Source organism: Pseudomonas sp. PvP027 (genome assembly GCF_017833005.1).
GTDB classification, from domain to species: Bacteria; Pseudomonadota; Gammaproteobacteria; order Pseudomonadales; family Pseudomonadaceae; genus Aquipseudomonas; species Aquipseudomonas congelans.
Map to the genome: position 1 here is coordinate 2,595,059 of NZ_JAFIBK010000001.1, position 18,260 is coordinate 2,613,318.

11 protein-coding genes are annotated in these 18,260 nt (G+C 52.0%); 5 read left to right on the top strand and 6 right to left on the bottom strand.

Features of this window, described 5'->3' with window-relative positions; translation table 11 throughout:
• The first annotated feature begins 946 nt into the window (after nucleotides 1-946).
• From JOE33_RS10950 to JOE33_RS10965, 4 genes are all read left to right on the top strand, one after another.
• Complete coding sequence (locus JOE33_RS10950; RefSeq protein WP_187625076.1) at nucleotides 947-3,280, top strand: class I SAM-dependent DNA methyltransferase; 2,334 nt, start codon at nucleotides 947-949, stop codon at nucleotides 3,278-3,280.
• A complete protein-coding gene (locus JOE33_RS10955; protein ID WP_187625075.1) occupies nucleotides 3,280-4,572 on the top strand; it encodes a restriction endonuclease subunit S in 1,293 nt (430 codons plus the stop codon). The genes JOE33_RS10950 and JOE33_RS10955 overlap by 1 nt, the downstream gene beginning before the upstream one ends.
• Nucleotides 4,569-7,835: a DEAD/DEAH box helicase family protein gene (locus JOE33_RS10960; protein WP_187625074.1), complete on the top strand. Its 3,267-nt coding sequence runs from the start codon at nucleotides 4,569-4,571 to the stop codon at nucleotides 7,833-7,835. Before JOE33_RS10955 ends, JOE33_RS10960 begins: the two co-directional genes overlap by 4 nt.
• Nucleotides 7,836-8,042: 207 nt before the next feature.
• Nucleotides 8,043-10,049: a type I restriction-modification system subunit M gene (locus JOE33_RS10965; RefSeq protein WP_187625073.1), complete on the top strand. Its 2,007-nt coding sequence runs from the start codon at nucleotides 8,043-8,045 to the stop codon at nucleotides 10,047-10,049.
• Between the two features lie 592 nt (nucleotides 10,050-10,641).
• Here JOE33_RS10965 and JOE33_RS10970 read toward each other — a convergent pair.
• Complete coding sequence (locus JOE33_RS10970) at nucleotides 10,642-10,842, bottom strand: hypothetical protein (RefSeq protein WP_003384292.1); 201 nt, start codon at nucleotides 10,840-10,842, stop codon at nucleotides 10,642-10,644.
• Between the two features lie 299 nt (nucleotides 10,843-11,141).
• Between JOE33_RS10970 and JOE33_RS10975 the strand changes: the two genes are divergently transcribed.
• Nucleotides 11,142-11,414: a helix-turn-helix transcriptional regulator gene (locus tag JOE33_RS10975; protein ID WP_054994400.1), complete on the top strand. Its 273-nt coding sequence runs from the start codon at nucleotides 11,142-11,144 to the stop codon at nucleotides 11,412-11,414.
• 45 nt (nucleotides 11,415-11,459) lie between these two features.
• Here JOE33_RS10975 and JOE33_RS10980 read toward each other — a convergent pair whose 3' ends face one another.
• The 5 genes from JOE33_RS10980 to JOE33_RS11000 all read right to left on the bottom strand — a co-directional run bounded on the left by JOE33_RS10980 (nucleotide 11,460) and on the right by JOE33_RS11000 (nucleotide 18,258).
• Nucleotides 11,460-12,311, bottom strand: coding sequence for an alpha/beta hydrolase (locus JOE33_RS10980; RefSeq protein ID WP_187625072.1), 852 nt, complete (start codon nucleotides 12,309-12,311; stop codon nucleotides 11,460-11,462).
• The gene (locus JOE33_RS10985; protein WP_338125231.1) at nucleotides 12,311-14,602 is read right to left on the bottom strand and encodes an autotransporter outer membrane beta-barrel domain-containing protein; all 2,292 of its coding nucleotides are present in this window, start codon (nucleotides 14,600-14,602) and stop codon (nucleotides 12,311-12,313) included. The genes JOE33_RS10980 and JOE33_RS10985 overlap by 1 nt, the downstream gene beginning before the upstream one ends.
• Before the next feature lie 180 nt (nucleotides 14,603-14,782).
• Nucleotides 14,783-15,826: a WavE lipopolysaccharide synthesis family protein gene (locus JOE33_RS10990; RefSeq protein ID WP_187625071.1), complete on the bottom strand. Its 1,044-nt coding sequence runs from the start codon at nucleotides 15,824-15,826 to the stop codon at nucleotides 14,783-14,785.
• Nucleotides 15,827-15,880: 54 nt separating this feature from the next.
• The gene (locus JOE33_RS10995; RefSeq protein WP_187625070.1) at nucleotides 15,881-16,486 is read right to left on the bottom strand and encodes a hypothetical protein; all 606 of its coding nucleotides are present in this window, start codon (nucleotides 16,484-16,486) and stop codon (nucleotides 15,881-15,883) included.
• Nucleotides 16,483-18,258, bottom strand: coding sequence for a hypothetical protein (locus tag JOE33_RS11000; RefSeq protein ID WP_187625069.1), 1,776 nt, complete (start codon nucleotides 18,256-18,258; stop codon nucleotides 16,483-16,485). Before JOE33_RS11000 ends, JOE33_RS10995 begins: the two co-directional genes overlap by 4 nt.
• Between the last annotated feature and the right edge of the window lie 2 nt (nucleotides 18,259-18,260).

An 18,260-nucleotide genomic window follows, 5' to 3' on the forward strand; every position in this document is an offset into this window, starting at 1 on the left:
CTCAGGATCTGGCCTCCTGAACACCTCCGAAGAAGTGGGCGGGTGGAGGCTGCACTGGCTGACGAGATCAGCGCCGCGAGATCCTGAGTCGGGTGAAGGCAGTGATGAGATGACCGGGGCATGCCTGACTGTCAGTCAGGTGCAACCCATTCCTTGGGCTGCGGCACCATCATCTGCATTACTGTTGCTGGTGACCTCGGTGTTTGTCACGCCTATTGTCACAAGGGGTAATGCCGCAAAGCCTTGTACGAGTTGGGCTGCAGCAGCGGTAGGAGCGCCCGTCTCTTTCGGGGAGAAAGAGACGGGCGCAGGTTGGCGCAATGAAATGGCCAAGCGAATAAATTGCTGCAGGGCAGCTATAAAAGGGTATGAGTTGCCGCAGTGGCACTCTGGTAGAAGTAGGCATCCATCACATCCCTGTGACCGTGCGAGCCGCCGGACGCTAATCGCACTTTGGGAGAACCACCACGGTGTGGCGTAGCCTTAAAGGTTCTGGCTACCTAGGTTGCTGTCAACGACAGCGCTTTGCCCGATCTTTTCTACGCCTGTGGATAATTCGGGGCAAGCTCGAATTTTCGGGAATTATGCGGCTGTGGGTGAAATTATCCACCGGTGGAAATCTGTGGTTTTCCACAGACAGTTGCGTGTGCTTTAGATTTTTTAATTGAGGTCCATCCAAGCAGGGCGGCTTTGCAGCCCTGTTTGGATGGACCCGCGTGGAAGGACGGACTGCGGTGATCTCACAGGCTTTCCCACGTTTGGATGCGCCACGGCTATTTTTTAGGCGGCGATCGTCACCTCCCCGCCCCCACGACCTAATGAGAGGAAATATCCAACGCAGGCCATCACCGCTCGCTGTCGTTGCAGCATAATGCGCCCCAGTTATATTCATCACCGAGCTGCGAAGTGGTTCAGCAGCTTCCGAGCACTACAAGGACTTCAGAACATGTCGCAAGCCTCCAACAATCTGGCCGCTTTCATCTGGTCATTGGCCGATTTACTCCGTGGGGATTTCAAGCAAAGCCAGTACGGTCGGATCATTCTGCCATTTACCTTGCTGCGTCGCCTGGAGTGTGTGTTGGAGCCGACCAAAGCAGCGGTGCTGATTCAGCATGAAAAACTCCTGCTACTCAATCACTCCGAAGAAGCCCAAGAGAAACTGCTGCTAAGAGCTAGCGGTGGGCTTTCGTTTTTCAACACCTCAAAAATGGATCTCTCCAAACTCGGTGAAGCGGGCATCAAAGCCAACCTCGAATCCTATCTGCAGGGCTTCTCCAAGGACGCCCGCGAAATTTTCGAACACTTCAAATTTAGCGAATTTATCGGTCAGCTTAACGATGCCAATCTGCTCTACAAGATCGTGCTACGGATTCGTAAGACTGACCTAAGCCCCGCCGCGGTCTCCAACCACGACATGGGGCTCGTGTTTGAAGAACTGATCCGTCGTTTTGCGGAAAGCTCGAATGAAACCGCCGGGGAGCACTTTACTCCACGCGATATCGTGCGCCTCACCACCTCCCTTGTGTTTATGGAGGACGATGATGCGCTGACTAAGCCCGGTATCATTCGCACCATTTACGACCCAACGGCGGGCACCGGCGGCTTTCTCTCATCGGGCATGGAATACGTGCATGAACTCAACCCACACGCGGTGATGCGTGCCTATGGTCAAGAGCTCAACCCCGAGAGTTATGCCATCTGCAAAGCTGACATGCTGATCAAAGGGCAGGACATCAGTAACATCAAGCTCGGCAACACGTTGTCGAACGATCAGCTATACGCCACTGAATTTGACTACATGCTCTCCAACCCGCCGTTTGGCGTGGATTGGAAAAAAATTGAGCAAGAGATCAGTGACGAGCACATGCAAAAAGGTTTCAGTGGCCGTTTTGGCGCAGGTTTACCACGCGTCAGCGATGGCTCCTTGTTGTTCCTAATGCACCTGCTCAGCAAGCTACGCGACGGATCTCAAGGCGGCGGACGGATCGGCATCATCCTCAATGGCTCGCCGTTGTTTACCGGTGGCGCCGGCTCTGGCGAATCGGAAATCCGCCGCCACATCCTCGAAGCTGACTTGCTCGAAGCCATCGTCGCGCTGCCCACCGACATGTTCTACAACACCGGCATTTCCACTTATGTCTGGGTGCTGTCGAACAAAAAAACCGCAGAGCGCAAGGGCAAGGTGCAACTGATTAATGGCGTGAACCTGTGCGGAAAAATGCGCAAATCCCTCGGTTCCAAGCGCAATGAAATGGATGAAAGCGATATCGCCACAGTGATCCGCGCCTTCGGCAGCTTTGCCGCAGTCGATACCTACAAACTGGACAAACAAACTACACAAAAAAGCAATCGTGGCCGCCAGTCTGTTAACCCGAAAGCCGAGGCTGCCAAGACCTTCGCCAGCAAGATATTCAACAGCCATGAATTCGGCTATCGCCGAATCAGCATTGAGCGTCCATTGCGGCTGTCCTTCCAGTTCAGTGACGCACGCATAGCTGAATGTCGCTTTGCCCCCGGCGCCATCAACACCGCCATGCGATGGCTCTACCAAGAGTACAGCGCCGTAGAGGGTGATAGCTGGAACGACAGCGATACCTGTAAGCGTTACGGTGACTTGAGCGCGCATGAAGACGCCATTCGCCGTTACTTCAAACTGCACTTTGCCGACCTGAAAGAGAAACACATCAAGGATCTGCTCAACAGGTCAACGTGGTTAGATCAGAAGCGCCTATTACTCAAAGCGCGAAGCCTGCAGCAGATCATTGGCACTGCCAAGCACGACGACATGAACACGTTTGACGACACGCTCAAGGCCGCCTGTAAGCAACAAGGTATTGCCCTAGATGCAAAAGAGAAAAAGCAGATTACCGATACCGTGAGCTGGAAAAACCCAGCAGCGGCAAAGGTCATCAAGAAAATTCACAAAACCAAAGCCAATCCCCTATACGGCTTGTTTGCCGTTAACGGCGAGGTGCTGGAATATCAAACCGATAGCGACCTGCGTGATAACGAAAACGTCGCGCTGGATCCGAGCCAGCGCGTTAATGCCGTTAACGAGGCATACTTCCTAAAAGAAGTGCAACCGCACGCGCCCGATGCCTGGATTGATGCCAGCAAGAAAGACGCTAAGGATCAGGAAGTGGGCATTGTCGGTTATGAAATTCCGTTTAATCGGCATTTTTACCAGTATCAACCGCCCCGAAATTTACTCGAAATCGATGCCGATCTGGATGCTGTGTCCGCCGAAATAATGCAACTTCTGCAAGAGGTGCATTCGTAATGCCTGGGAGATATAAGCCATATTCAGAATATAAAAACTCTGGAATAGAGTGGCTTGGAGACATACCAAAATCATGGAAGCTTTGCCGTTTAAAATATATGGCAAAAATAAAGAACGGGCAAGATTACAAGAGCATTGAGGTTGATGATGGCTACCCGGTAATCGGCTCCGGCGGGCAATTCACTTACGCTTCTCAGTTCACGTATGATCAAGAGTCTGTTCTTCTCGGCCGCAAAGGCACTATTGACAAACCGTTATACATCAACGAACCGTTTTGGACGGTAGACACCATGTATTACACGGAAATAAATAAAGACATCCCTCCAAAGTACCTTTATTACTTAGCACTGACAATCCAGTTTGGAAGGTATTCAACCAACACAGCCTTACCAAGCATGACTCAGGAGCACCTAGGCAACTACATATTTGCAACGCCTTATGAAAAAAGCGAAAAATCGGCGATCGCCAATTTCCTCGATCACGAAACCGCCAAAATCGACACCCTGATAGAAAAACAACAACAGCTCATCCAACTACTAAAAGAAAAACGTCAATCGGTGATTAGCCATGCCGTGACCAAAGGCTTGAACTCCAACGCAAAAATGCGTGACTCGGGTATTGCGTGGTTGGGCGAGATACCTGAACACTGGAGTGTTAAGCGTATCGGCTTGCTATTTACAGAAAGCAGCTCAAGGGCCTTTAGCGAAGTTGAATTGGAGTATCCGGTTCTCAGCGTTTCAATTCATCATGGGATATCCGACAAAGAATTGAACGAGGAAGAACTAGACAGAAAAGTAGCAAGAAGCGAAGACAGATCACTCTACAAAATCGTCCACAGAAACTATCTCATTTACAACATGATGCGTGCATGGCAAGGAAGTTTCGGTGCATCAAAACTGTCGGGACTAGTGAGCCCTGCATACGTTGTATGCCAACCTACAACGTCCCTTAACTCCTATTATTTTGAATTAGTGCTCCGCACACAAAATGCCATAGTGGAAACGAAGAGATACTCTAGGGGAATAACCGACTTCAGGCTCCGACTATATTGGGATGAGTTCAAGAATATTTGTGTGCCCATACCTGGCAGCACCGAGATAAATGAGATCCTGAACTACATCTCTAAGGTCAATTCCACGTATGATAATTTAATCATTGTTGCTGGACGCCAAATCGAATTACTCCAAGAGCACCGCACAGCCCTAATCTCTGCGGCTGTTACCGGCAAAATTGATGTGAGGAATTGGGTTGCACAGAAAAATAGTCAAACCAATAAGGAAGTAGCCGCATGAGTGTATTGGGTAGCGGTAAGGCCAACGAGCTGACGTTTCAGAACGACATGCTCAAGCATTTATTGGCCAGTGGCTGGCTATTGGGCAATGCGGAACACTACAACCGTGAACTGGCCTTGTACCCCGACGACCTGCTGGGTTTTGTCAAAGAAACCCAGGTTGAACAGTGGCAAAAATTCTGCGCGCTCTACCCGAGCAACCCAGAGTGCCACTTTCTTGAACGTGTTGCCACCCAACTGAATAAAACTGATCCCAATGCCGCCAGCAAAGAAATGCGCACCTTCGGCACGCTGGGCGTGTTGCGCCATGAACTTCGTCACCGTGGCACCCGGTTCAGTCTATGCCAGTTCAAACCTGAACACGATCTAAACCCCGATACCTTGGCTCGCTACGCTAAGAACCGCTGCTGTGTCGTGCCTGAGGTGGCTTATTCGCCTTGGGCAAGCAAAGAACATCTCGAACAGTCCGGCAGCAAGGCAAAAGCCTGGCGAATTGACTTGGTGCTGTTTGTAAATGGCTTGCCGGTCGCCACGCTAGAGCTGAAATCCGAATTCAAGCAGGCTGTGCATAACGCCATTAAGCAATACAAAACCACACGCTTTGCCACCGACCCAATCACCAAAAAGCCAGAGCCACTACTGACCTTCAAGCGTGGTGCTCTGGTGCATTTTGCCGTGAGCCAGTACGAGGTTTATATGGCCACGCGCTTGGAGGGCACGGAGACCTTCTTCCTGCCATTTAACAAGGGCACCACTGTCGGCGGTGCCGGTAATGATGTGCCGGCAGACATTAACCAGTACGCCACCGATTATCTGTGGAATGAGGTGCTGTTGCCCAGCAATCTGCTGTCGATTCTCGGGCACTTTGTGCATCTGCAAATTGAAGAGAAAGAAGATTGGGAGGGTCGTAAATACAAAAAAGAAAGCCTGATTTTTCCGCGTTACCATCAGTGGGATGTAGTGAATAAATTGGTCACAGCGGCCCGTACCGAAGGCTCTGGCCATAAGTACCTGATCCAGCACAGCGCCGGCTCTGGTAAATCCAACTCGATTGCCTGGATAGCGCATCAGCTGTCGGCGCTTTACGACACGCAGGGCTGCAAGCAATTCAACTCCGTGATTGTGGTGACGGATCGCACTGTTCTGGATGATCAGTTGCAAGACACCATCAACCAGTTTGAACATGTCGATGGCGCAGTTGGCCGCATTAATAATCAGGAAGGCGACGGCTCGAAATCAGAGAAGCTGGCAGCCGCGCTGGAGAACTCACAGCCGATTATTATTGTCACCATTCAGACCTTTCCCTACGTGCTGCGCGCCATCGAGAATAGCGTCAGCCTGAAAGAACGCAGCTACGCGATCATTGCCGACGAAGCCCACTCCTCGCAAACCGGCTCTATAGCGCGTCAGCTCAAAGAAGTGCTGATGATTGAGGCCAAGGCTGATGGTGAGGACGAACTCAACTCTGAGGACATTCTCGATGCCGCCGTGGCGTCACGCAAGGCGTCAAAAAACCTGAGTTACTTTGCCTTCACCGCCACGCCGAAAACCAAGACACTGGAGCTGTTTGGCCGTTTGCCCAATCCGGAAGAGCAACCCTCTAAAACCAATAAGCCCGAGGCCTACCATGTGTACAGCATGCGTCAGGCCATTGAAGAGGGCTTTATTCTCGACGTCCTGAAGAACTATACCAACTACAAAGTGGCCTACAACCTGGCGCAAAAAATCGACAAGGCGGATCAGGAAGTCGAAAGCAAAAAAGCCAAGGTCAAGCTCAATCAGTGGGTGCGCCTGCACGAGTACAACATCGCGCAAAAGGTGCAGGTGATCGTTGAGCACTTTCGCAACAACGTGATGGGCCTGTTGGGCGGACAAGCCAAAGCCATGGTGGTCACAAGCTCACGCAAAGAGGCCGTGCGCTACAAGCTGTGTTTCGACAAATACATCGTCGATAAGGGCTACCAAAAAATTCATGCTATGGTGGCATTCTCCAGTGAGGTGGAGTTCACCGAGAAAGATCCAAACGCGGTCGCGCTAGTTGGCAATAAATACACCGAGAGCAACATGAACCCCAACCTCAAAGGCCGCGATATGCGCAAAGCCTTTGATAGCGATGATTATCAGGTGATGATCGTTGCCAACAAATTTCAGACCGGTTTTGATCAACCCAAGCTCTGCGCCATGTATGTGGACAAAAAACTCGGCGGCGTCGAGTGCGTGCAAACCCTGTCACGCTTAAACCGTACGTATCCCGGCAAGGCGGATGTTGGCACGTTCATCCTGGACTTCTTCAACGAGCCGCAAGGCATCCTCGACTCTTTCCAACCGTACTTTCAGACGGCAGAGCTGGCAGATGTTTCCGATCCAGACTTGATCTTCGATTTGTTTGAGAAGCTCAACGCGGCGGGTATTTACAAGTCCAGCGAGGTTGAGCAGTTCTCCGCGGCCTTTTTTATCAAAAACAAAAGCAATGCGGCGATTGCTAACATTTGCAAGCCTGCGGTCGAGCGCTGGACGAAACGCTACAAGTTGGCGGTTGATGCCTATGCACACTCGAAAGACATATTTGAGCGAATCAAAAAGACTCAGGATGCAGTGTTGATTGCCAACGCTGAAAATGACCTGAAGGAATGCAAGCAAGCCAAGGACGCTCTGGACGTCTTCAAAAAGGACTTGGGCACTTTTGTACGCTTCTATGAGTTCATGTCGCAAATCGTCGATTACGATGATAAGCAACTGGAAAAGCTCAGCCTGTACGCACGCAATCTAAGCCCAATGCTGCGTGAAGCCGCTGTGGATGAGGATGATATTGACCTCACTGGTATCGTGCTCAGCCATTACCGTGTTTCGAAAATACGCCAGCAAGACCTGAAGCTAAAAGAAGACTCGCCCGACTATAAGCTCGTGCCAGGTGAAGGGCTCGGATCAGCGGCAGCCAAAGACAAAAAAGAAGAACTGCTTTCGCAGATATTGGAACGACTCAACGAGCTGTTTGTGACGGACCAATTGACTGAAAAAGACATGATCAATTACGCCTACACCATTCGTGACAAGGTCAGTGAAAACCAATTGGTTATGCAACAACTGGCAAACAATACTCCCGAACAAGCATTGCTTGGCAACTTCGCCAATGCGGTTGATGACGCGATTATGGACAGCGGCGACGCTCATCAGAACCAGATGATGCAGCTGCTATCCGATCCGGTTAAGACCAGTAAATTTGCCCGAGTGGTTTTCGATTTACTTAAGCTGGCAGACCAATGATCAAACGCCCCACTACCCCAACCAAGACTAAAAAAGGGAGCGCGATACTGTGACCTGGAAACTGACTACATTGGCCGCAAAACTTGAAGTCAAACCTACTTTTCTAGACGCATATTGTGCAACCGACAAACTATAAACACAGCAAAAATAATAATTTGAACAAAATTTGATAGAACTGAACTCTGATATTTTATTAGGAATCAACCTATGCCAGACGAAGAGCATTTTGCTGAATTACTAGCAAAAATCATAAAATCTTTACAGCGCGGGATAGACGCACTACGCGGAACCGTGTCCCCCGATAGATCTACAAGCATTCTACTTCCAATATTTTTATTCAAAAGGATTTCCGATGTATTTTCCGAGAAATCCCCACCCCGAATTTTGGAAGCAACCATAAGACCAAATTCTTTCCGCATTCCAAAAGGGTGTTCCTGGCAAGATTTAACTACTGAAAGCTTCGACCTAAATCGAACTTTAGAAAAAATCTTCGCCTCGATTGAAAGCGAAAACCCTGAACTACAGGGCGTATTGATCAACGAATACACCCATCGCTCAATTGATGACAGAAATTTTCGGGAGGTACTTCATGCCTTCGACTGCATTCCACTTGGAATGACTCAAGCATCCGACGAGCAGATGGGGGAAATATTTACCAGAGCACTAGAATTCCTTGCACGAAGTAACGGCAAGAGAGGAGGTGAATATCTAACCCCTACCTCAGTCGCAACACTGATAGCAAAGCTAGCGACACAAGATAAAAATGAAATCATTAATGTTTACGACCCTGCATGCGGCTCGGCAGGTTTGCTTTTAGCAGTCGCAAATCAAAAGCTTGTTCTCCACGAACTGGCCGGACAAGACATAAACACAACCACTCTTATCCTAGCGCGCATGAACATGATAATGCACGGCAAGGACCTTAGCCGCGTTAATCTTCAGCTCGGCAACACACTGGAAAATCCTAAGCATATAAACAAACGCTTTGACGTGGTAGTTTCCGTCCCTCCTTTTGGCGCAAGCTGGAATCCAGACCACTCCTACAGCAGCAAAAATCTAATTAGAACTTATGGTCCCGAGCCAACTCGCTCGAAGGCTGACCTTGGTTTTGTTCAGCATATGCTCCACCAGTTGGACAACGAAGGCGTAATGGTCGTCGCCCTACCTCATGGAGTGCTATTCCGCGGAAACATTGAACAACGCATCCGAAAACATCTAATTCAAGAACTGAACTGCCTTGATGCAATCATAGGGATTCCACCAAACCTATTCTATGGGACTGCCATTCCCGCTTGCATTCTAGTCTTCAAGAAGCAACGCACGCACTTCGACAACATACTATTTATCGATGCTAGTGATGAGTACGGAAAAGAGCGATGGCACAACTATCTTCGCAAACAAGACCTAGACAAAATCTTAACCGCCGTTTCTGAGCGCAAGAGCACTGAACTGTATTCCGAAGTAGTTTCAATTGAAAAAATACGCAAAAACAACTTCAATCTAAACTTGCAGTTATATATTGACGAATATCGAAAAGAAACCATTCACAGCTTTGTTGAATTCCACAATTTAATTGAGAAACACCAAGGTAAAAATATAGTATTCCGCGGCGTAAAAGACTCTAGATTTGAAATAACCCCGTCCATAGGCCGCTTGCCTATAGACAGTACAAAAATTGAAGAGTCGGAGGAAACCATATTCAAACAATTCAAGGAGCAGGCCCTACCTCATTTAAATTTCACACCGAGAAATGATTGGGAATGGTTAGCGCTAGCCCAACATCATGGCTTACCAACACGACTCCTAGACTGGACAACCAACCCCCTAATAGCCCTATATTTTTCAGTTGAAGAAGACTGCAAGTCTGACTCAGCGGTATACATTTATGTAGATAATCAGCCACCCGTTGATTTAGCGCTGAGCGAGTATCAGAACCCGTTGCTTTTTCCCAGCGACCAACCCGTCCTTCGCTATACACCTGCCCACTTGACACCTAGAATAATTGCACAAAGCGGACTATTTACTGTCCATCAAAACGTCACACAAGGCTTTACATCCGAACAAATTCATAAAGTCGTTATTCCGAATGCAATAAGAAAAAAGCTAAAACAACAACTCTATCGTTACGGTATTCATCGAGCGACCATTTACCCAGGGCTGGATGGAACTAGTGCTCACATAAAGTGGCTCAACTGTCAGAACGATGAACAGTAGAACTGTCCAGTGAAATATGTTGATGGAGCATGAGGTCACAGCTATTACGACTGCAGACAATTCCGGCATTAGACTGTGTTTCAACAGCGAGTGAGGGTCGAAGCTGAGGGTAACCTGGCCTGCAGGCTGCTGACCAAGTCAGCCGCGACCCCGTCGTTGAACCAGCTAAGCTGACCTTGGATTTGGGCCATGAGAAATCAACTACAAAATGCCTATCTAGCATTTGACCTTCCCTGCTGTCATAGAGAACTTGCGAAATAAATTCAAGAAGAGAGTTTTCCGCCGGCTGATCAGCGCAAACTGAGGGAAACCACCAAGCAAAAAGCTCCAAAAAAAGCCGGTTTTTGCCAAAAAAAGACCAGAAAGAAATCGCAAAAAGTGGGGGAACGAATGGGGGAGCGAAGAGTGTGTTAAAAACATTAACGTCTTTATTTTCATATACCTATATAAATAAAAAGCTAACCACAAGCCGGCTTTTTAATGCCTCCCGCTTTCTTCCTGCAGCCAAACCGTGGATATCTTCTGCTTGAGAGGCTTCCAGCCAAATCAGCCGCTGGCAGTACCTTGCTGGTTGTCCGATAGCGCGCAGAAACTACCCACCGCCCTCCCCCAACCGCCTGCGCCGCGCCACCAGCGCCCTGCGCAGGGAAACATCTGCATACTCCATAAACAGCGTTGCCAATCGATTCAGCGCTGCCTCTTCCTCTTCGCCGCCCACGATTGAATCAAAGCCGAGCGCACGCTTGTTCTGCTCGGGTAGTTCTTCCCAGCTGGTCATGAGATAGGCGTACATTGCGCTGACGATTTGGGGGCTAGTCGAAGACTTGGGCTTTGGGGATGCCTCGGCTAGAACACCTATCCGCGAGCGTATGCGCTGGAGAGCGCGACATTTTTTGCAGATCGGCAGGTATCTTGAAGCATGACGCCGTTGCGGCGATCCGCAGGCTTTGTGACGACTCATGAAGCATCTACTCCTTTGCTGTGGCAGCGACTCATCCTTGTAAAGCGCACTCGGCATAATGAATGCTATAGCGTGTAGCGCTATAACGTGCATTCAAGCGAAATCCCTTCCTTTTGTAAAGGGGGTGCGCCATGGATCTGAGCAACGCAATCGGAGCAGCACTGAAAGAAGCGCGCGAAGCGAAGGGGCTTACACAGGAGGATTTTGTCGGGGTTAGTGGCAGAACGTATCTGTCCGAGATCGAACGCGGATTGAAGAGCCCGACGCTTGAGAAGCTGGATCAGCTCGCGACAAGGATCGGAATTCATCCGCTTGAGCTGCTGGTCTCGTGCTATGCCAAACAGGCGTCGATGAGTCAGCAAGCGTTGCTGGATATGCTGGATGAGCGCTTGCGTAAAGAATGACTCATAGCGATTCAATCCAGTCCGTTCTGGTCAGATACAGGACTGTCACGGGCAGACTTCTAAGTCCCGCTCTCTCCACAGCTTCCAGACCTCTTCCCAGCCAGCTTCATGGCTCGGGCCCGAGACAACGATCAACTGACTGCACGCGCCGCTGCCTAGTTGCGTGCTGTAAAGCGTTGCCAGTTCGGTCGGGATCATTTCGTCGCGCGTTCCTGACAAGTGACGCTGGGGTATCAATGCAAGGCGCTGGATGTAATCCAGTGGGTCCAACGATCCGGTGAGGGGTGAAAGCCCCTTTAGCGCTGTCCACTGCTTCGGGGCCAGATTGCCAGCGATGGTCTGGATCCGGGTGATGTCGTTTCGTTGTCCGGCCAGCAGCAACGCAAGGGTTGCGCCGCCTGAGTAACCAATCAGCTCGAACTCGTTATTACCGTAACGTTGTTTCATCTGGTCCAGCGCGCTGCTGAGGCTGGTGACCACGTCCTGGGAGAAGCGGCGATCGGTCCAGAGTGCAGGGTTGCAGGCCGGTGCCGTGATGAACTGACAAGGTCGCGCCAAATAGACGCTGGGAGTCGGGTCGTTGATTGCCATCCGCGGCACGAACAGCTTACGCGGGCTTGGGTCGAGACTGGGTTGAGTGGCGGTGGCCCAGGCATGACCGTCGCCTTCCAGATAGACCCGCAGACGAGGCGTCCTGAAGGTCTCTGGCGGTAATAGCGCCGCCAGTGGGAAGGGCTGTGCCGACAGAATCTGCATCTGCCGGCCATGCTGCTCCGCCAATTGCTGTAGACCTACGCGTGGCGACTGACAACCGGCAATGGCCCCGCTTAACAGCAGCACCATCACCACTGCAAGGATACCGCCCAGGCGTTTTCGAACGAGGCGGTAACTCCACATCAGAAGTCGTAACGCACTTTGGCAGAGAACACATCGGCATCGAAGTCCGATTTCCCGATGTAGTCGTAGTTGACGCCCAGTGTAACTGCGCCCAGTTTGTAGTCGGCCCCCACGCCCGCTTCGTAACTGTCACGCACGGCCTTGGCGCCACTGGTCACAAACGGTGTGCTGCCGAGCAGAAAGGTGGACGTGCTCTGCGCTTCGTCGGCGGCGAAATCGTGGTAGGCCATCAGCTTGGCCTGTGGCTCCAGCGTTCCGGCGCCCAGGAGGAAGCTGCCAGCCACACGCATGCCCGCGCCCAGCTCAATGGCTTCATAACGCTGATCTTCAACCTTCAGCGCAGCCGACGAGCCTTTCTCGCGATAGCCGTCGATGTTCACCTGGCTGTAACGTGCCGCCACGCGCGGCTCGACCAGGACTTGCGGGCTGACGTGGTAGGTGTAACCGCCCACCAGGTTCAGGCCCAGCAGGTCACTATCATAATCAGCCTTGGCACGTGTACCGGCGATGCTGCGTTTGCCCTGATTGTCATTGAAGCCATAAGTCAGGCTTGTATCGACAAAGTAATTGCCCTGCTCAAAGCCCCCATACAGAGTGAATGCATGGCTGTCGACTTCGGTTTTGTTGCCACTTTTGCCATTCACGTCGGTATTGATGAAGCTGTAGGCCAGGCCCAGCGTCAGGTTGTCGTTGAGTTTGCCGTCAGCGCCTACAGCGACGCCGCTGCTGTACGCGTTGTAGCCCGCAATCCCGTCACGCTGGCCTTGAGTGGCATCGCTGTAAAGCGACTGGACCCAGACACCTGCATTTTTGAAGCCCTCGCCAGAGGACGCGCCGCGTATCGAACTGGTGCGGCTGCCGGTTACGTTACTGATCAGGCCTTGGCTGGTAGTAGCGGCGCTTCTGGCCCCGCCGTTGACCTCCGGCGATAGCTGAGAGGCCAGCTTGGCGAGTTGCCCCCCGTCAGCGTTCAACAAAAGCTGTTTGAACGCATCACTGTCGTTCAGCTTGCTGATGATGCTGTCGCCAGTCAGATTGACGAGCGTTTCCTGATCGTTGGAAGAACCACCATTGTCAGTGATGATCTGGGCGACTTCTTGCTTGCCTTTGCCGGTGACCACAGCCACCACCTCTTTGCCGTCAACGGTATAACTGTCGATTTTAAGCAGCGCCGAGGTACTGACTACATCGAGCTTGCCGGCAGAATCGACCGCGCTTCCATCCTTGGTCAGCAGTTCGATCTTGCCTGCTTCGATAAGTTTGTAAGTGGTGCCGTTGGCACTGAAGTCGTCACCCTTGGCCGCGAGCTTTACTTGCGCGCCCTGTTCGAACTGAGTGAGACCGGTAACTTTCAGCACTGCGGTTTTTGTATCAGTGGCCTTACTCAGATTCAGGCCGAGCGCCGAGTTGGCGTCGACATACAGATCGCCATTAATGCTGCTGTGCGTGGATTCGAAAGTCATGGTAGTCGGACTGTCGGAGCTGCCGCCAACGTAAACCGACCCGCCGCTCTTGAGGCGAATGTTGTAACCATCCTTACGGCTGTCAGTACCTGTGAAGGAAGTATCCCCTTCAAGCTCGATATTGCTCAGGTCGATCAGGTTACCGACAACGACGCTACCCTGTCTCAGGATCAGCTCGATCGGACGATTGCTTTTGGAGGCGTCGATGGCCCTGTCAGAGGAAATGATCGAACCGCTGTTATAGATATTGAAGTCGCCCCGCTCGATGTACCAGGGTTGAGCACCAATCATGGAGAATGTTGTAGTACCCATCACGATAGCAGCGCCCTCGCCGCGAATCGTCCCGGTATTGATTATGTCCGCACTATTGCCGATCATGGTGACCCCATCGACTCGAAGACCTTCAGACCCCGCGCCGCTGGCGGAGAGGCTGCCCTGGTTTTCGATAGCTTTCAGACTCGTGGCGAAATCCAGAGCTGTCGCGCCTTGACCGGTAACGTCAACCAGACCGCGGTTGATGACGCTGCCGCTGATCTTGCCGCCCTCAAGGCTGATGCCTTTGACCCCTTCGCTACTGGCAAAATTACCGGAACCGGTGATGTTCGCGTTGAGGATCAGGCCCTTTTCAATAGTCGAACCGTTGAGCTCGATCGCATCTTTAACCGCACTGCCCGTATAGGCACCGTTGATCTCGAGATTGCCGGTATGGGTCTGACGCTCGCTCTTGTAACCCGCGTTGGTCAGTTCGACTGTTTCAGCAAAAGCCGGAACAGCAGTTGCAGCCACAGCCATGGCGAGAAGGGTCTTGCGAAATATCACAGCGTTCACGATTCATTCCTTATGTTGGGGGCGCTTCCATGCGTAGCGAGAACGTGCCGCAGCAAAAAGTGGCGATTGGCCACGTAGAAGAGCGCGGCGAGGATAAAGTAACCGACTTGAAATAACATCAAATATTATCGATGCAATCGCACTTCGTTAAAATCGTAGAAGTGCGCGGGGTCGAGATCACTAGACCCGATACGACTCCGCATGCGCTACCTTCCTGAGCGTGCGCCAGTACGAGCGGATACGCCTGGCAAGGGGTGGTGAAGTGCTGAACAATACGATGGTCGCAAAGGACACCCACCAGCCGGGGCGCAGGCAGGTCAGCAGGTATTGATTGAGCCAGATGCGCGCGATTCTCAGCCTGTAGCCCTTCGGATCCAAGCGCTGCAATTGCTCTATCGCAGAGGCTGTGTAGAGCGTCGTCAATACGCGGCGGCTGATCAGAAAGCGTTCCGGGAAGTCGATGCCAGCCTCGGAGTGATTCAGGACTCTGAAGTTGCGCCTCAAGACGTTGTCCCATAACTTCAGATTGCTCAGGCTTACCTCGCAGGGGCGTGCGAGCCGCGCTTCAATGCCCTTCCTGCGCATCACACCCAGCATGAGTGCCTGCTCGCTCACCATGCGCGCGGACGTGTAGCCAATGAAGTTGCCAAACGGGTTACGAGACGGCCTGTCGTTGAACAGCGCGTCCCTTTCGAACAGTGGTTGCTCCCACATGGCGAGCATCGCGTCGCGCGTGCCGAATTGAACCAGATCCGATATGTGGAACAACATCGGCAAGCGCTCAGGGTCGCGAATATAAAGCGTCGTGGTGGTGATGGGCGTGTCGAACAGTTGCGTCTCGCCCGGCCCGGAATCATCAGGCAGACCTATGACAGCCAGTGCGGCGCTGGTCAGATTGTGGTCGGCACGCATTTTCATCACATAGGGTCTTGAGGCGCGCTGAATGCCGCATAACGTCGATTGCAGCATGCGATTGATGTTGATCTGATTACCGGCGTCATCGACGAAGGCGCCCGGATCATCCGACATGACGAGCTGGTCCGCCTTCACATCGGAAGTATCTTCATGACGCCAGGTCGAAACGATGATTTCGGCCTGCGGCAGGTGCTTCCGGATCGATGCGATACAGACGAAGATATTTCGCTCGGAACTCAGGTTGCGATACAGGGGGCCCTGAATAACCACGCTGATTTTTCTGGAATCAACGGCCACAAGATGAGGCATGTTTTTTAACCTTGTAATAAAAGCGCCTGCTATCGGCGGTTAGCGGCAGGTCAGTCAGACGGATCCTGCAACCCGCTGAAAGACGCGAAGAACAACACGCCTTATTCGACGCAGGATGCCCGCCAGAAATGGAATACTCATCAGCACTCTCTCAAGACGGGTGACCATGAATAGCCTTCTGATCTGAGCAGAACGATTTGAGGCTGTTGTGCTTGCCGGCAAATTATTGAACGACGCGTTGAGGGTTCGCGCATAAACGCCGAGATGCATGGCGGGCACCATGATCACCAGGTTTCGCTTTCGAAGCCTGGTGCTCAAATAGTTGTAGCGGGCAATTTTCTGGATGAGATCCATACAGGTAGTCGAGTCATGCTGACCAAAATCAATCAGTATCCAGTCGCTTTCGACTTTATCCATGTGCTGGGCAACTCTGTTCGCCACGATGCCGCTCAGGCCATTGTCGTGAAGAAAATCCTCCAGGCTGAACAGGGCGTGCTCGGTCGATGAATCGCTGACGGGTAGCTCGGTCAGGTTGTAAAGGTCATCAATCACAAGTATGGGAACGGTCTTCCTATACTCGTGCTGAATGCGCGCCAGCTGACAGATCAACTGATGGCTGGCAGTGCCGGGGCTCGAATGAGATACGACGAATACCTTCACTTCGCCCCCTTGCTGTAGGACATGAAGGGGGTCGAGTTGTAGATGGCCCTCACAGCAGCCCACAGGCTTTCAAAATAGAAGTTTTTCCCGTTATTTCGATAAGCGCGAACGGCTGAAATAAAAATGCCAGGGAGCGACAGAAGATTGTGGTGAAAATAATCATCCTGCTGGCGAGCAAACCAGGTCTGCGTGCCGCGTTGACGCAACATATTGCGCACCTCGCAGCTCTGCGTGATCAGTGTCTGTTTGGCCAGCACAGGGTCTGTGAGGAAGCGATTGATCAGAAACTCCTGGCGGGTTTCTGTCAGTTGATCGAACAACACAAGCCTCTCGAAGTCGGCGAGGAACTCTCTGACTGCGTCGATATCATTCCTGAAGCTGGACTGCTGGGCCACGCGATCAATCAGTTCGACCCAGTCTCGAACCGAGATGCGATCAAGACCGGTTGGAATGACAACCGCCGATGGATTGGCCAGGTACTTTTCCCCGAACTGTTGCAGTCTGGCCAGCGCGGCCTCGGCGGACAAATTGAAAAGCGGTTTCTTTTGAAGCATCGAGACATAGCAAGGCCCGGACACCTCAAGGCATCCGTTAACCGATTCGACCGAAGCCTTGCCACCCAGTAGCGCCCGGGAGGTCACTGACTGAGTGATGCCAAAGGGATTGATGCGGTTCGGAATACCCGCGCGGGACGCTCGCAACGCATGCTCGATGTCTTCGTATTCCACCCAGTGCAGGGACTCGTCCAGCGGGCACGCATTCCATACGTCTTTGCGACAAATGTAGAGACTACCTGTCGGGTAACTGGCGTCGTTGTTGTAGCGCATCGGGCTGGCGAAGCAGAACCCGGTCCGGTCGACGTCCGAAAATATTGACGGAGCAATGGACAGAGCATGACCGCCGGTGCGATGCAGCCCTTGCAGTCCCTGAGCAACCTCTGCCATGGCCATGCCGTAATCCGAATAGCGCCGCGGGTGCATGCTGATCCGGTTATCGAAAAACATGCTTTGCAATGTCATCAACGGATAGCGCGGGCCAAAGCGGCGGACAACTTCCCCGAAGTGTTTTGGCAAAAAGACGCGGTCATGCAGGATCACCAGATTGCTGTGTGCGGCCTCCCGAGCGAGGCGATTTTTCTTCTTGCATATCTGCACGGGCGGGGCAGTAATGTCCTTCCCCACGATGCGAACTTTGTCGAAATAGGCGAAGTTGCTTCCCGGTGTACCGCACAGAAGTATCTCCTTGTGCGGGATGTCAATTTCCAGAATGCGCTTCACGACAGCATTGAGAACGGTAGCGTCACCTGGACCGACAGGAATGCCGAAGGTCCAGCTATCGAGATCGTCGTTCGACTCGGCAGTCAGCCTGGATACTTTCGTGTAAGTGACGGAGTTGGCCGAACGCGCAATGACCTTGAGCGCCCCCGCGAAGTAATCACGATCCAGATAACACTCGATAGGCGTGTCTTCGATAACCGTGATTTTTTCGCCAACATTCAGAAAGTGAGCACCGTCCCACAACAGCAGAGGGGCCAGCGGTGAATCACTCTGGACACCATAAAAACAGTAGCTCCCCGCCCCATACATGCACAACGGCCGCCGTGCGGCATGCAGTTTACTTATCACCTGTTCAGGCTTGCGAAACGGATGCGCGCGAAACGAGATGAAGCTGGAACACTCATGGGGCAGCAGCAGGCCTACAGGGAGGCTGCGCAAACTGCCCGCCGCTACGTAACCAAGGCTTGGGTGGTGTTGGAGATGGGTCGTTTTCATGG

Excerpts from the sequence above, each read along its gene's own strand:
- JOE33_RS10950 (WP_187625076.1), top strand. The coding sequence starts at position 947 with ATGTCGCAAGCCTCCAACAATCTGGCCGCTTTCATCTGGTCATTGGCC.
- JOE33_RS11000 (WP_187625069.1), bottom strand. The coding sequence starts at position 18,258 with ATGAAAACGACCCATCTCCAACACCACCCAAGCCTTGGTTACGTAGCG.
- JOE33_RS10960 (WP_187625074.1), top strand. The coding sequence starts at position 4,569 with ATGAGTGTATTGGGTAGCGGTAAGGCCAACGAGCTGACGTTTCAGAAC.
- JOE33_RS10990 (WP_187625071.1), bottom strand. The coding sequence starts at position 15,826 with ATGCCTCATCTTGTGGCCGTTGATTCCAGAAAAATCAGCGTGGTTATT.
- JOE33_RS10955 (WP_187625075.1), top strand. The coding sequence starts at position 3,280 with ATGCCTGGGAGATATAAGCCATATTCAGAATATAAAAACTCTGGAATA.
- JOE33_RS10970 (WP_003384292.1), bottom strand. The coding sequence starts at position 10,842 with ATGTACGCCTATCTCATGACCAGCTGGGAAGAACTACCCGAGCAGAAC.
- JOE33_RS10980 (WP_187625072.1), bottom strand. The coding sequence starts at position 12,311 with ATGTGGAGTTACCGCCTCGTTCGAAAACGCCTGGGCGGTATCCTTGCA.
- JOE33_RS10965 (WP_187625073.1), top strand. The coding sequence starts at position 8,043 with ATGCCAGACGAAGAGCATTTTGCTGAATTACTAGCAAAAATCATAAAA.
- JOE33_RS10975 (WP_054994400.1), top strand. The coding sequence starts at position 11,142 with ATGGATCTGAGCAACGCAATCGGAGCAGCACTGAAAGAAGCGCGCGAA.